Annotated in this window: 12 protein-coding genes; 6 read left to right on the top strand and 6 right to left on the bottom strand. The window is 69.8% G+C overall.

Annotation, left to right across the window (positions count from 1 at the left end; all coding sequences use genetic code 11):
* Positions 1-21 precede the first annotated feature (21 nt).
* Positions 22-858: a sigma-70 family RNA polymerase sigma factor gene (locus HNR11_RS07160; protein WP_179441724.1), complete on the bottom strand. Its 837-nt coding sequence runs from the start codon at positions 856-858 to the stop codon at positions 22-24.
* 309 nt (positions 859-1,167) lie between these two features.
* Between HNR11_RS07160 and flgN the strand changes: the two genes are divergently transcribed.
* The 4 genes from flgN to fliW are packed head-to-tail and all read left to right on the top strand — an operon-like array spanning position 1,168 to position 4,360.
* Positions 1,168-1,632 carry a flagellar export chaperone FlgN gene (flgN, locus tag HNR11_RS07155; protein ID WP_179441723.1) on the top strand — a complete coding sequence of 155 codons (465 nt, stop codon included), beginning with the start codon at positions 1,168-1,170 and terminating at the stop codon, positions 1,630-1,632.
* 19 nt (positions 1,633-1,651) lie between these two features.
* Positions 1,652-3,079 carry a flagellar hook-associated protein FlgK gene (flgK, locus tag HNR11_RS07150; RefSeq protein WP_179441722.1) on the top strand — a complete coding sequence of 476 codons (1,428 nt, stop codon included), beginning with the start codon at positions 1,652-1,654 and terminating at the stop codon, positions 3,077-3,079.
* A gap of 13 nt (positions 3,080-3,092) precedes the next feature.
* Positions 3,093-3,980: a flagellin N-terminal helical domain-containing protein gene (locus HNR11_RS07145; RefSeq protein WP_179441721.1), complete on the top strand. Its 888-nt coding sequence runs from the start codon at positions 3,093-3,095 to the stop codon at positions 3,978-3,980.
* Positions 3,977-4,360: a flagellar assembly protein FliW gene (gene fliW / locus HNR11_RS07140; RefSeq protein ID WP_179441720.1), complete on the top strand. Its 384-nt coding sequence runs from the start codon at positions 3,977-3,979 to the stop codon at positions 4,358-4,360. The genes HNR11_RS07145 and fliW overlap by 4 nt, the downstream gene beginning before the upstream one ends.
* A 101-nt stretch (positions 4,361-4,461) precedes the next feature.
* Here the strand turns inward: fliW and HNR11_RS07135 are convergent, their stop codons facing one another.
* The 5 genes from HNR11_RS07135 to HNR11_RS07115 form a co-directional block, all read right to left on the bottom strand.
* The gene (locus HNR11_RS07135) at positions 4,462-5,298 is read right to left on the bottom strand and encodes an ABC transporter permease (RefSeq protein WP_179441719.1); all 837 of its coding nucleotides are present in this window, start codon (positions 5,296-5,298) and stop codon (positions 4,462-4,464) included.
* Positions 5,298-6,083 carry an ABC transporter permease gene (locus tag HNR11_RS07130; protein ID WP_179441718.1) on the bottom strand — a complete coding sequence of 262 codons (786 nt, stop codon included), beginning with the start codon at positions 6,081-6,083 and terminating at the stop codon, positions 5,298-5,300. Before HNR11_RS07130 ends, HNR11_RS07135 begins: the two co-directional genes overlap by 1 nt.
* Positions 6,080-6,988: an ABC transporter ATP-binding protein gene (locus HNR11_RS07125; RefSeq protein WP_246310349.1), complete on the bottom strand. Its 909-nt coding sequence runs from the start codon at positions 6,986-6,988 to the stop codon at positions 6,080-6,082. Before HNR11_RS07125 ends, HNR11_RS07130 begins: the two co-directional genes overlap by 4 nt.
* Positions 6,989-6,997: 9 nt before the next feature.
* Positions 6,998-8,065: an ABC transporter substrate-binding protein gene (locus HNR11_RS07120; protein ID WP_179441717.1), complete on the bottom strand. Its 1,068-nt coding sequence runs from the start codon at positions 8,063-8,065 to the stop codon at positions 6,998-7,000.
* A 102-nt stretch (positions 8,066-8,167) separates the two neighbouring features.
* Complete coding sequence (locus tag HNR11_RS07115) at positions 8,168-9,568, bottom strand: amidohydrolase family protein (protein WP_179441716.1); 1,401 nt, start codon at positions 9,566-9,568, stop codon at positions 8,168-8,170.
* A gap of 178 nt (positions 9,569-9,746) precedes the next feature.
* Here HNR11_RS07115 and HNR11_RS07110 point away from each other — a divergent pair, with 178 nt between their 5' ends.
* Positions 9,747-10,787, top strand: a complete 1,041-nt coding sequence (locus HNR11_RS07110; protein WP_179441715.1) for an XdhC family protein — start codon at positions 9,747-9,749, stop codon at positions 10,785-10,787.
* Positions 10,788-10,790: 3 nt separating this feature from the next.
* Positions 10,791-14,711 (top strand): molybdopterin cofactor-binding domain-containing protein, encoded by a 3,921-nt coding sequence (locus tag HNR11_RS07105; protein ID WP_179441714.1) that lies wholly within the window; start codon positions 10,791-10,793, stop codon positions 14,709-14,711.
* Positions 14,712-14,759 lie beyond the last annotated feature (48 nt).

The raw sequence follows: 14,759 nt of genomic DNA, 5'->3' as shown, positions 1-14,759 counted from the left end.
CCACACCCCTCTATCGGCAGGTCAGGAGGACGCCGTTAGTGAGTGACCCGGTTCGGTCGCCGGAGCGCGCCGAGGGCCCCGCGGCCGGTGCAGCGCGCCTCCCATGGTCCGCTCCCCGAGTTCCTGCAGATACAGCTCACGACGCCGGCTGCTCCCCTGCGCCGCGGCAGGGACCGTGGGCGTCGAGCTGTAGTGGGTCTGCATACCCTCGCGCAGCAGCTTCATCGCCTCGGAGCGCTGCTGCGAGACGGCGGAATGGGTGATCCCCAGGTCCGCTGCGATCTCCTTGACCGTGGCCCCGTCGAAGAAGAGCCGCGAGACGATCATCCGCATCCGTTCCGGCAGGGCCTCCACGGCGGTGCGCAGCATCGTGGTCTGTTCAACCTCGAGCAGCTCCTGTTCAGGATTGCGACCTTCGGTGATCAGGTAGTCGGACATGTCCGCGTCCAGGGCGACCACACTCCGGGCGGCGTCCTGCCGGGCTGCGGAGACGGATTTCTCATCCATTCCCAGGGCCTCGGCGAGTTCTTTCACGTCTGGGGCGCGCCCGAGCGCAGCGGTGAGCGTCTCCTCCACCGACTTCAGCTCCCGGATCCTGCGGCGTGATCCGCGACCGGCCCAGTCCGCGGAGCGCATGTCATCGGCGAAGGCTCCCACGATCCGGCGTCGGGCATAGGCGCCGAAGGGGACGCCCAAGTTCGGATCGAAGGCGTCTGCCGCCGTGACCAGGGCGATTGATCCCACAGAGGTCAGATCCTCGCGGGAGAGATGAGTGGCCTTGGCGCACATCTCGGACACCAGGTACCCCACCAGGGGCAGGTTCTCCACCACCAACGCGTTGCGTGCACTTTGCTTCACAGACAGTCCTCAAGATCTCGCTAAACCGCGGCCCGGCGCGGTATAAGGAATGCCTCAAGACCGCCGCCTGGACGCCCCGTAAACAGAACCTTAGTGTCACCTGAAAAGAGATAGTAGCGGAAGGTTGATGACCGGTCTATACGTTGAACATGTCCTGAGGATTAATACTTCGCCGAAGGATGTGCGGAGAATCCCTCTGCGCCCTAACTTCCCGCAGGATCCCGCCGATAGACTTCCCTGACGGGCAGCCGAGCACCCGGCCCGGTGCACCGCCGGTCACCCGTCATGAACTTGAATCGGGGGTCAGACATGTCAGCCAATGCGCTGTCCACACGGCTATGGCGGGAACGTGAGCTTCTCGACCTGCTCCAGTTCAAGCTCGAGGAACAGCAGCTGCTGCTGCTCTCCGGAAAGTCACAGTGGATCGATCACGCCACTCGCGAGATCGAATCCGTGGTGGACAAGCTCCAGGGCGCCTCCCTGTCCCGGGCCGTGGAGTCAGCTCACCTGGCTTCCTCCCTCGGCCTGGCCGGAGATGTCACGCTCACCCAGCTCGCGGCCGCTGTGGAAGACCCGGCGTGGCGCGAGGTCCTCGAGCAGCATCTGCGAGCGCTGCGTGATTCGGCGAGCACCATCACCGCGCTGCGTGATACGAACTCCAGCTACCTGCGCGCCGCCCAGCGGGCAGCCCAGGAATCACTGGCGGCGTTGGACCCTGCCGGCTCTGCGTCTTCGACAGACACCGGGCCGCGGCTGATCGACACCGACCTCTGACCCGAGAAAAGGACACCCCGTGAGCACCTTCAGCGGACTGAACACCGCATGGACCGGCATGAGCGCCGCCCGCCGCTCATTGGAGACGGCAGGGCAGAACATCGCCAACGTCGGAGTCGAGGGCTACACCCGGCAACGGGTGGAGACGGCCTCGGCCGCCGGGGTCTCCACGATCGGACGCCTCTCGGGTCCCAGCAGCGCCGGGCACGGAGTGAGCGTCACCGGAATCGCCCGGCTCGCCGATGCCCAGCTCGATGAGCGGGCCCGCGGCACGGCGGCGATCAGCGCGCAGACCGGCGCGATCTCCGCGGGGCTCTCCACCCTGGAGTCCAGTCTGCGCGAACCCGGCTCCGCGGGCCTGTCCGCTGCGCTGAACGACTTCTGGGCAGGCTGGCAGGATGTGGCGAATCAGCCCGGTGAGCCCGCGCCCGCGGCTGTGGTCATCGCTCGCGGCACGGCCCTGGCCCAGCAGCTGGGGGCGCTGCACGGTGAGTTCACCCAGCAGTGGGACACCCAGCATCAGGGGCTGCGCGCAGAGGTCGCGGAGGTCAACGCACTCGCAGAACGCGTGGGCACCCTGAACGCCCAGATCCGCTCCGCCACCGCCAGCGGCGCCGACTCCGGTGCCATGCTGGATCAGCGCACCCAGCTCACCGCTCGGCTCGCGGAGCTCACCGGCGCCACCGTGCGCGCGCAGCCCGACGGCACCACCGACGTCCTGCTCTCCGGCACCCCGCTGGTGGCGGGGACGAGCGCGCGCACCCTCGAGCTCGCCGGTGGCTCCCGACTGCAGGACGCAGCGGCACCTCAGCTGCGCTGGAGTCACCGGGCAGCAGACGACGCCGGGAGCACGCTCAGTCTGGAATCCGGCGCCCTGGGCGCCCGGCTGGCGCTGCTGGCCCCGGCCGAGCCGGACGGCACCGGAGGGGCGCTGGCTCAGGCCAGCAGCACCTTGGATGCCATCGCCGTGGAACTGGCCACCCAGGTCAACGCCGTGCAGGCCGCAGGTGTGAGCACCGCGGGCACCCCTGGTGGGCCCTTCTTCAGCCTCGACCCGGCCCGGGCGGCCGCGAGCCTGACGGTGCGTGCGCGCGGCGCCGAGGACCTCGCCGCGGCTACCCCGGGCCAGGGCGCTCTGGACGGCTCCAACGCGGCTCGGCTGGCGCAGCTGGGCGAGCTTGCCGCTGGCCCCGATGCGATCTGGGCGGGTCTGGTCGTCACCACCGGCACTGCTGTGCGGCACGCCGCGCAGTCTGCGGTGAACACCTCTCTGGCCCATGTCGCAGCCCTGGAGCAGCAGCAGGCCCAGGCCGGGGTCTCGCTGGATGAGGAGAACATCGCGCTGCTGACTCACCAGCACGCCTACCAAGGAGCGGCCCGAGTGCTCACCGCCGTGGACCAGATGCTCGACACCCTGATCAACCGCACCGGCGTGGTCGGACGCTAGAGAGGCTGAATCGATGTCAATCACCCGCGTGACCCAGGGCTCCACGGTCGCCGCCGCGCAGCGCAACCTGCAATCGGCGATGCACCGGCTCGCCTCCGCCCAGGACAAGGCCTCCTCACTGAAGGAGATCTCCCGGCCCAGCGACAACCCGGCCGCCATCGCCGAGGCACTGCAGATCCGTGCCGCCCAGCGCGCCGCCGATCAGCACGGGCGCAATGTGGACAATGCTCAGGGATGGCTCAGCACTGCGGATACCGCACTGAGCACAGCCACGAACCTGCTGCACCAGGTCCGTGACCTGGTGCTCACCGGAGCCAGCCAGGGAGCCCTCCCGCAGTCCAGCCGGGACGCGTTGGCCCTGCAGCTGGAGAACCTGCAGGCCGAGCTGCTCAGGACCGCCAACGCCAGCTACCTGGGACGCAGCGTCTTCGCCGGCACCTCCGACGCCGGCGCCGCCTTCACCGCCGAGGGCAGCTTCACCGGGGTCCCCGACGCGGCGGTGCACCGGCGGGTCGGGGAGAACTCCACGGTCCGTGTCGACGCCGACGGCGAGGCCGCCTTCGGCTCGGGCGCCACAAGCGTCTTCGCGCTGGTGGCGAGCCTGGCGGAGGATCTGCGGGCCGGTGAGCTGGTCGGGCCCCGGCTCGCCGAGGTGGACCAGCGGCTGGGCAGCATCCTCGCCGCCCAGGCCAGCATCGGCGCCACCCACGCCACGGTGCTCAAGGCCGCCGATGCCCTGGCAGATCAGCGGGTGAACCTGGAGGCCGCACGCAGCGGGCTGGAGGACGCCGATCTGGCCACCGTCGCCCTGGAGCTGCAGACCCAGGAGCTCGCCTACCGCGCCGCGCTGGCCGCCTCGGCGAAGGTCATCCAGCCCTCCCTGATGGACTACCTGCGATGAGCGCGCTGCGGTTCCCCGCCTCGCTCCCCGGGCTTGAGCCCCTGAAAGACTTCGTGCTGACCGAGGTGTCGGGCTCCACCGGGCTCTACTCGCTGGACTCCGTGGAGCTCGCCGAAGTGCGGCTGTTCCTGCTGGACCCGGCGGTCCACCTGCCCGACTACGCGCCGCGCACCTCGGGGCAGCTGCATGCGCTCGGGGACCCGGAGCCCGCGGATGTGCGCGTGCTGGTCATCGTGAACACCTCCGACGGCGTCCCGCACGTGAACCTGCTGGCCCCGGTCCTGCTGGACGTGGCCAGCTCCCAGGGCGCCCAGGTCATCCTGGAGGGACAGGACCTGCCGGTCCGCGCCGCACTGCCGCAGCCCGCCTCGCTGAGCTGAGCGGCGGGGCTGAGCCGACTGAGCTGAGCCCCGCCGGCTGGACGGCTGAGATCGGCGGTCACAGTGCCCACCCCCCGGTTCCGGGATTCGGGCGCCGCGACTCAGGCCTTCTTGGCCATGTCGTAGTGCTGCAGGACCAGGTTCTCCACCAGCTGGGCGAGCATGTAGAGCACCAGGGAGACCAGCGTGATCACCACCACCAGCGCCCAGACCCGGGTGTTCTGGGAGCGGCTGACCGCGGAGACGACGGCGTAGCCGATGCCCTCCCCGGTGGCCAGCCACTGCGCCAGCAGCGCGCCGGTGAAGGCGCCGGGCACCGAGATCCGCACCGCGGAGAAGAACGCCGGCAGCGCCGAGGGCGCCGCGACCTTGCGCAGGATGTCCCAGGTGGACCCGCCGTAGACCGTGACGACGTCGCGGATCTGCGGGGTCACCGAGCGCAGGCCGAAGACCAGCGTGACCAGCGCCGGGAAGAGCACCACGATCCCGCCCATCGCCGCGACCACGGCGGTGCCGCGGCCCAGCGCGAGGATGATCAGTGGAGCCAGCGCCACCAGCGGCACCGAGCGCACGATCATCGCCAGCGGCATCACCGCGGACTCCACCACCCGGCTCATCACGATCCCCACCGCGATCACCACGGCGGCGATCATCCCGGCGGTGAAGCCGATCGCGGCGTCGCGGAGGGTCACCGCCGTGAGCCCCCACATCTCTGCGCGGATCGCGGCGGCGTCGTCGTCGAGGAAGAGGTGCTCGTAGACGTCCAGAGGGCCCTTCCCGACGAAGTCCGAGACGTCGAAGGCGCGCAGCAGGCCCACCCAGAGCACCAGGATCACGGTGAGCATTATCGCGGTGTTGCCCAGCGTGCTCAGGGCGGTGCGGGTGAAGGTTCCGGCGCGGTCGCCACGGCTGACCTCCATCACTGGTGCTGCACTCATCACGCGACTCCCTTCGACCACGGTGCTGCCACCTTCCCGATCAGGCCGAAGAGCGCGTAGGCGCCTCCCGCCACGGCCGCACACAGCAGACCGATGGCCCAGGCGCGCTCCACATCGAGGTTCTGCTGGGCGATGATCAGCGCCAGCCCCACCCCTTGGCGGACACCGCCCACGTACTCGCCGAGGATCGCCCCGAGCAGGGCCGCCGGGGCGGCGATCTGCAGCGCGTTGAGGATCGCCGGCAGCGCGGCGATCAGCCGCACCTTGCGCAGCTGGGTGAGCCGGGACCCGCCGTAGACGCTGACCGCGTCAAGACTCGCCGGATCCGCAGATTTCAGGCCCAGCAGCGTGCCCACCACGGTGGTGAAGAACACCGCGAGCACCGCCAGCGCCACCGCTGTGCCCGAGGGCTCCCCCGTGGAGGGGGCACCGATCACGATGTAGAGCACCGGAGCGACCGCCACGATGGGGATGCAGTAGCTGATCACCGCGATCTGGGTGATCAGCCGCTCGGTCCAGGGCAGCACCAGCACCACCGAGGCCAGCAGGATCGCGATCAGGTTCCCCCAGAAGAAGCCGATCGCGGCCTCCTGGATGGTCACCGAGAAGTGCTGCCAGTAGAACCCGAACCCATCCCGGAGAAGCGCCCCGATGACCCCACCGGGTGTGGGGATGCGCGCCTCGGCGAGCACCGTCACCGACCCCACCCACCACAGCAGGATCACCGCACCCAGACCGGCGGCGCTGTAGAGCGCGGAACGGCGCCTGTCGATCGCGGTGTTCATCCGTCCTCTCCCCCGGTCCCGGTCTCCTGGGAACCGAAGAGCAGTTCGGAGGCCCGGTCATGCAAGGCGTGGAACTCCGCGGTGCGCATCATCGACGGCGTGCGCGGACGCGGCAGATCCACGTCGATCACCTCCGCGATCCGTCCCGGACGGGCGCTCATCACGGCCACCTTGTCCGAGAGGTAGATCGCCTCGGCGATGCCGTGGGTGACCATCAAGGTGGTGGCCGGCTTCTCGGTCCAGATCCGCAGCAGCTCATCGTTCAGCCGCTGCCGAGTCATGTCATCCAAAGCGCCGAATGGCTCATCGAGCAGCAGCACCGAGGGTTGGACGACCAGGGCCCGGGCGATCGAGACCCGTTGACGCATGCCCCCGGAGAGCTGGCCCGGTTTGGCCTTCTCGAACCCCTTCAGCCCGACCAGATCGATCAGCTCCGAGACCAGGGCATCGTCGGGCTTCTGCCCGGAGACTTCGAAGGGCAGCCGGATGTTCGCGGCCACGCTGCGCCAGGGCAGCAGCGCGGCGTCCTGGAACGCGATGCCCAGTTCGGACTCGCTGCGCAGCTGGGCCGGGGTCTTCCCGTCCACCAGCGCGGTCCCGGAGGTGGGCTCCTCCAGGCCGGCGAGCACCCGCAGCACCGTGGACTTCCCGCAGCCGGAGGGTCCCAGCAGGGACAGGAAGCTGCCACGGTCGGTGTGCAGGGACACGTCATCCAACGCGGTCAGCGTCTCCCCGCCGCGGAGCTTGAAGGACTTGCTCAGCCCCTCGATCCGCAGGCCGGAGCCTGAAGGCGCGGCGCTGGTCTGGCGAGTGCCGGAGTGTTCGACGCCGGAGTGTTCGGTGCGTGTCTGGTCAGGGCTGGACTGGTCGGCCAGAGCGGCCTGCCGCTGCGGTGCCGTCATCATGGTCTGCGCTCACACTCCGTCGGGGATCTCGGCGAGCTCAGGCTTCTCCTCGAGCAGCTCGCTGAGCAGCGAGAGGTCGAAGAGCTCCTCGGCGGTGACATCCACCCCGGCCCGTTCCAGGCTGTCCACGCTCTCGGCCTGGAGATCCTCGGAGATGGTCAGCAGCCCGTTCTCCCGCACCTCGTCGGTCACCACCAGGTCCACCTGGACCTCTGCCTGGCGCAGCTCCTTGTCCATCTCCAGATCCAGGTGTGCCCCGTATTCCTCCACGGCCAGGCGGGCGCCCTCCTCGGGGTCGCTCACCGCGTCCTGCCAGCCCTGCAGCTCGGCTTCCAGGAAGGACTTGATCAGCTCTGGCTCTTCCTCGATCATCTCCTCGGAGGTGATGAGGGCCTCCGCCACGAACGGGAGTCCGTTCTCGCTGAGCATCAGGTCGGTGACCTCGTGACCCATCAGCTCCACAGTGATCGATTCGTTGATCACATAGGCGAAGAAGCCGTCCACTTCGCCGTCGAGCAGCGGTGCCGGGTCATATTCCACCGGGACCATCTCCACGGAGTCCGGGTCGATGTCGTTGACCTCCAGCAGCGCCTCGAAGAGCGCCTCATTCCCGCCTGCCTGCACCCCGATGGTCTTGCCCTCGAGGTCTTCCGGGGAGGCGATGTTGCCCTCGTCGGCGAGCGAGAGGATGGTGAACGGGTTGCGCTGGTACTTCGCGCCCACGATCTTCAGCGGGGCGTCCTCTTCGGCGATGATCTCCCCGGTGGCCACCGCGTTGGAGGTCCCGAAGGTGGCCTCACCTGAGGCCACCATGTTCTCGATGGGGCCGGGGCCGGGGATGAACTCCACCGTCTCGAAGCCGGCCTCCTCGTAGTAGCCGTTCTCCTGCGCGAAGAACTCCCCGGCGAACTCGGCGTTCTCGACCCAGGACAGCGCGATGTTGATATCGCCGTAGCTGGCGTCCTCGCCCGAGTCGGCGGAGGCGCTGTCATCGCCGCCGCAGGAGGTCAGGGCCAGCAGGGCGACGGCGGAGAAGGTGGTCAGCTTCAACCCGCGGCTGTGGACGGGATTCTTCATGGGGGTCTCCTTCATCAAGGGGTGCGGTGGGCAGTCGGTGCGATTGCTGGATACGTCTGCTGGGTGCAGCAAGTGGTGGGTGCGGGTTGTGGGTGCGGGTGGTCAGTTCAGGCCCTGCATCGAGGCGGCCGCGGCGGCGTGCCGCGGGAGCACCTCGTCGAGCTCGCCGAGCCTGAGCTCCCCGGCCTCGACGAGCGGGTTCCCGGCCACCAGGACGTACCAGCCGCTGGCAGGTCCGGAGCGCAGCCAGCCCTCCACCGGGTCGGTGAGCGCCCCGGTCTGGGACAGCTGGGAGGACTCCCAGATGACCAGGTCGGCGCAGGCGCCGGGGTTCAGGTGTCCGATCTCATCGGACCAACCGAGGTTCGCGGCGGATCCTGCCGTGGCCATGGACAGCGCCTCCCGGGCGGACATCGCCGAGGGGCCGCTGCGGTAGCGGGCCAACAGCATCGCCCCCCGGGTCTCCATCCAGAGGTTGGCGGAGTCCGAGCCGTCACAGCCGATCCCCACCGGCATGCCCATGGAGCGCAGCGCCTGGGCGTCCGCGGTGTCTCCGGCGAGGATCATGTTGGAGCTGGGGCACTGGGTCGCGCTGACCCCGGCCGCGACGAGCCGCTGATTCTCCTCCGGGCTGCCGTAGACGTAGTGCGCCACCCAAGAGCGCGGGGTGGCCCAGCCGACGTCCTCGAAGTACTCCACCGGGCGCCGTCCGTAGACCTCAAGCGCGTAGCTGTCCTCGTCCTTGTCCTCGGCCAGGTGGGTGTGCAGGCGCACATCGTGCTGCTCGGCGAGCTCGGCGGTGGCGCGCATGATCGACTCGCTGACCGAGAACATCGAACACGGCGCCAGCGCCACGCGGGTCATCGCCCCCGGCGTCGGGTCGTGGAAGGTGCGGATCAGCCGTTCCGAGTCGCTCAGGATGGTGTCCTCGTCCTGGACCACCGATGCCGGTGGCAGCCCGCCGTCCTTGACTGAACGGGTCATCGAGCCGCGGTTGGCCATGAACCGGAACCCGATCTCGGTGGTGGCCTTGATCTGGGCGTCGATGAGGTTCGGCTTGGGGTGGACGTACATGTGGTCCGAGGAGGTGGTGCAGCCGCTGAGCAGCAGCTCGGCGCAGGCCACATAGGTGGAGAGGTAGGTGGACTCCTCATCCAGGGCTGCCCAGCGGGGGTAGAGCGTGGTCAGCCACTGGAAGAGCGTGCCGTTGATCGCCGGCGCGAAGGCTCGGGTCAGGTTCTGGTACATGTGGTGGTGCGTGTTCACCAGGCCCGGGGTCACCAGTCGGCCTCCTGCCTCGATGACCCGCTCGGCCGGGGGCGCTGGCTGTGTGGAGGACCCGGTGCTGTGCACCCGCCCGGCGTGCAGCGCGATCCAGCCGCCGTCGATCTCCCGGCCCGCTTCCAGCGCCTGCTGCTGGGCCTGGGCACCTGTCCCGGAGGCCTCCAGCACGAGGTAGGCGTTGCGGATCAGCGTGTCGACGCGGGTCTGGGCGGGGGGCATCGGTCCTCCTGAAAGTAGATTGACCCCAACCTATGAAACGGATGTTTCTTCATTCATCCCGCCCGGTTACAGACATGTAAATGCCGATCCTGTAACGGCGCCGTAACCCGCGCCTGCCTATGCTGGAGGCCGAATCACCGCATTTCCCTGCACCCTGACCGCTAGAGGAGGAGGCCCCGTGCTGGATCGCATCGGCTCCTATCTGGACTGCTTCGACGAGCCCGAGAACTGGGCGGTGGCAACGATTGTTTCGGTCCGCGGCTCCGCGCCGAGCCCGGTGGGCACCTCCATGGCGGTCTCCGCGGACCTGCGGATCATCGGGTCACTCTCCGGGGGCTGCGTGGAGTCCTCAGTGGCGGCCTCGGCCCAGGACGCGATCGCCGCGGGCGGCATCCGGCGCGAGTCCTATGGTCCCGACGGCACCCCGTTCGGCGCGGCGGGCCTCGGCGTCGCACTGACCTGCGGCGGGGAGATCGAGGTGCTGATCCAGCCGCTGATCAGCGCAGATCTCGACGCGCTGCGGGAGCTGGCCCGGCAGGACCCCCGCACCCGCGCCGCACTCACCCGGGAGCTCCAGGACCAGGACGGCGCACGGTTCACCGTGACCGAGCACCGGCCTGCGGCGCCTCGAATGATCCTCAGCGGGGTCCATGACTTCTCCTTCCACCTGGCCCAGCTGGGCGTCCAGGCCGGCTGGCGCGTGGAACTGGTGGACCTCCGCCCCGTCTTCGCCACCCAGGAGCGCGTGCCCGCCGGGGCCCTACTGCACGTGGGCCACCCCGCCAGTGTGATCACCGAGCTGCTGGGTCAGGACCACGACCCGCAACAGAGCACCTGGACCGGGATCTGCGTGATGACCCATCACCCCGACCTCGACGTGCCGGTGCTGGACGCGGCCCTGCGCTGGCAGAGCCTGGGCTCCGACGACGACGCCGCCCGCTGCTTCCTCGGAGCGATGGGCTCGCGCAGCTCAGCCGCACGCCGGGACGCCGCACTGAACGAGCTGGGCCACAGCCAGGCCGCCCGAGACCGGGTGGTCTCCCCGCTGGGGCTGGACCTGGGCGCGCAGACCCCCGCGGAGGCAGCGGTGTCCATGATGGCCCAGCTCATCGCGGCGAAGAACACCCACGCCGGCGGAACGCCCCTGAACCAGACCAGCGGCCCGATCAACACCTCACGGCCACGCAGCCTGAGCCTCATCGAAGAAATGGCAGTGTGACCCGTGGACATCACCAGCGTCGAGCAGACCCTGCACACCACGGGCCCGGACGCCTTCGCACCGGGGGACTCCTGGCTGGCCGGGGGCACCGTGCTCTACTCCTACGGCTATGACTTCTCCAACCCGGCACCGAGGAGGCTGCTGGACATCACCCAGGCCGGGTGGGCCCCGCTGACCTGGCACGACGGGACAACCGGGTGGACCGGGCTGGAGATCGCCGCGACCTGCACGATCGCTGAGTTCCATGCCGCAGCCGCGGAGCTGGCCGCGCATCCCTCCAGCACCGCGGGAGGGGTCCAGCTCGCGGAGCTGCCCGGGGTGCAGCTGATGGCTCCGGCCGCGGAGTGCTTCGTGGCGTCCTGGAAGGTCTGGAACACCTCCACGGTTGGAGGCAATGTGGCCACCGCCCTGCCCGCGGGCCCGATGACCTCGTGGCTGAGCGGAATGGAGGCCACTGCGCTGATCCTCTGCCCCGGCGGCACCCGGCGCACCGCGGAGGTCTCCGATCTGCTGCGCAGCACCGGGCACACCTTCCTGGCCCCGGGCGAGCTGATCCGGGCGTTCTTCATCCCGGCGCACACCCTGGCCCGACCCACGCTGATGGTGCGCGAGTCGCTCACCCGATACGGGCGTTCCGCGACGCTGCTGCTGGCCTCCCCGGTGCCGGCCGATCCCGACGACTCTGAACCCGGCAGCGTCCGGCTGACCGTCACTGCCAGCACAGTGCGTCCGGTGATCCTGCTCCTGCGCCCTAGCGATGACGTGGCCGAGGTGATCCGCACGCAGATCGACGAGTCGCTGTGGAACGACGATGTCCACGGTGATCGCGACTGGCGGATCGAGTCCACCATCCGGCTGGCCGAAGAGCTGCGCGAGGGGCTGCGCGACCTCCCCGGCGCGGGCAGCTCCCCCGCGTTCGGCGGGTCCGGCACCGCGAGACTGCCCGAGCCCACCTGGACTCGGCACGCCGGCTCCGCCGCCGACACTGCTGAAACCACTGACACTACTGACACCAGCCCACGCCAGGTCTCCGTGGACGGCAGGCAGCTCGCCCTGAACCCAGCTCCAGGCCAGTGCCTGCGCACCTTCTTGCGCGACGCCGGATCGGCAGGAGTCAAGCGCGGCTGCGACGCCGGGGACTGCGGGGCCTGCACCGTACACCTGGGCCGACCCGGCGAGACGCCCACCGCCGTGCACAGCTGCATCGTCCCGGCAGAACGTGTGGCCGGAGCGGAGGTCACGACCGTAAGCGGTTTGAGTCCTGAGGCCACGGCCCGCGCGACGACCAGCCAAGAAACCCAGAACAGCCAGGACCCCGAGTCGCTGCGAGCCGCGCTGCACCCCACCCAACGGGACTTCCTGGACGCGCACGGCTTCCAATGCGGCTACTGCACGCCGGGCTTCCTGATGACCGCCACGGCGCAGAGCCCCTACTCCCCCGCGGCCGGAACCAGCACCGACCCGGAGGATCCCGCCACGCTGCGCCGGTTCAAGGGGAACCTCTGCCGGTGCAGCGGCTACTGCTCGATCAAGGACGCCCTCAGCCAGACCCCGCGGGTCAGTGCCGAGTCGTCTCCCGGGAAGAGCCCGATGCCTCCCGCCGGCCCCGGCGTGGTCACCGGGACCGCGGCCTATACCTTCGATGAGGCCGGCGAGCGCCCTGAGGAGTCACCGCTGCACCTGGTGGTGATCCGCTCCCCGCATGCCCACGCGCGGATCCGGGGCATCGATGCCGCCGCGGCGCTGGCGGCGGAGGGCGTGGTCACCGTGCTCACCCATCAGGACGCCCCCACGGAGCACTATTCCTCCGCGCAGCACGAGCTCGTGGAGGACGATCCGGCCGACACCCGGGTCCTGGATCAGGTGCTCCGGCACGTGGGACAGCGGGTCGCCGTCGTCGTCGCGGAGTCCCGGCGGCAGGCGGAGCGCGCCGCGAAGCTGGTGCAGATCGACTATGAGCTGCTCCCGGCGGTGCTGGATCCACGCCGGGCGCAGGAGGACTCGGCGCCGGCGATCCACGGGGACAAGGACACCGCCACGCACCGGATCCTCCTCCCGCAGAAGAACCTGATCGCGGTGGCCTCCAGCTCACAGGGGCAGCCCGCCCAGGAGCTCACTCGCCTGCACCAGGCCCAGGAGCCAGCCGGCTCGCAAGCCCCAAGGGCGCATCTCAGCAGCTCAGACTCCGGGGCCACCTACTCGGCGAGCTTCCAGAGCCACCGCACCTCCCATGTGGCGCTGGAGACCCACGGCGCCCTGGGCTGGATCGATGAGCTGGGCCGGTATACCGTGCGCTCCTCCACCCAGGTGCCGTTCCTGGTCCGGCGCACGCTCTGTCGGGTCTTCGGACTGGCGCCGGAGGCGGTGCGGGTCTTCGCCCCGCGCGTGGGCGGCGGATTCGGCTCCAAGCAGGAGGTGCTCACCGAGGACCTGGTGCTGCTGGCGCTGCAAGTGCTGAAGTCTCGCGGCATCAGCCGGCCGGTGCAGCTGGAGCTCACCCGCTCCGAGGCGCTGGCGGCGACCACCACCCGCCACCCGTTCCAGATGGAGGTCGCACTGGGCGCCTCGGCCGAGGGCAGACTCCAGGCGATGCAGCTGAACGTGCTCTCCGACACCGGGGCCTATGGCAATCACGGGCCCGGAGTGATGTTCCACAGCATCACCGAGTCCATGCAGCTCTATTCGGCTCCGCATAAGCAGGTCCACGCCGAGGTGGTCTACACGAACAATCCGCCCGCCGGGGCGTTCCGCGGCTACGGGCTGAGCCAGACCACCTTCGCGGTGGACTCCGCCATGGACGAGCTCGCCTGCCGGCTCGGCGAGGACCCGCTGCGCTTCAAGGCCGCGAACATCGTCGGCGAAGGGGAGGCGCTCTTCGGCGCGGAACATGATGATGTGACCGCCGACGTCGGCGGGCTGCAGCAGTGTCTGCAGATCATCGGCGAGCAGCTGCGCACCGGGGAGCTCACCGCTGCCGAGCTCGCCCAGTGCGAACGGCTGCTCAGCGAGGAGCGCCACGGCGGGACTCCTGCCCACGAGGCCTCCTCCTGGGGTCTGCCTCGTGGCGACTGGGTGGTGGGCACCGGCAGCGCGGTGGCCATGATCGACACCGTGCCGCCCAATGGACACCACTCCCATGTCACGGTCACCGCCCAGGGTGAGGGGCGGTATCTGCTCAAGGTCGGCACCGCAGAGTTCGGCAATGGCACCTCCACGGTGCACCGCCAGGTGGTGGCCGAGGTGCTGGGCACCACCGCGGAGAAGATCCAGCTGATGCAGGCAGACACCGACGCGGTGCGCTATGACACCGGGGCCTTCGGATCCACCGGCATCACCGTTGGGGTGAAGGCCGCCCACGCCGCGGCGCAGGATCTCCTGCAGAAGCTCTCCGCCGACCCGGAGGCGGACCCGGTCGGGGTGACCGGGGAGGGCAGCTGGGCCGGGACGCCCCGCTCGGTCTCCTTCAACGTCCAGGGGTTTCGGATCGCGGTGGACCGCCGCAGCGGCACTCTGGCGATCCTGCAGTCGGTCCACGCCGCCGACGCCGGAGTGGTGCTCAATGAGGCCCAGTGCCGGGGTCAGATCGAAGGCGGGGTCGCCCAGGCGCTGGGGGCGGCGATGTTCGAGGAGCTCGAGATCGACGACGCCGGACGCGTCACCACGGATATCCTGCGCAACTACCACGTGCCGCAGATGGCCGATGTGCCCCGGACCGAGGTGCACTTCGCGAAGACCCACGATGCGATCGGCCCGCTGGGCGCGAAGTCGATGTCCGAAGCTCCGTTCAACCCGGTCGCCCCGGCTCTGGGCAACGCGATCCGGGACGCCACCGGGCTGCGGATGACCCGCACTCCGTTCCGCAAGGACCGGATCGCCCAGGCACTGAACGCCGCGCCGGCCGATTCCCTGGCACTGGATCGCTGAGGCCGGCGGGCGACGCGGGGCAGGCAGCGCCGAGCACCCAGCGCGGCA

This window comes from Nesterenkonia sandarakina (assembly GCF_013410215.1).
GTDB lineage: Bacteria > Actinomycetota > Actinomycetes > Actinomycetales > Micrococcaceae > Nesterenkonia > Nesterenkonia sandarakina.
This window is presented reverse-complemented; position numbering and strand designations above follow the sequence as displayed.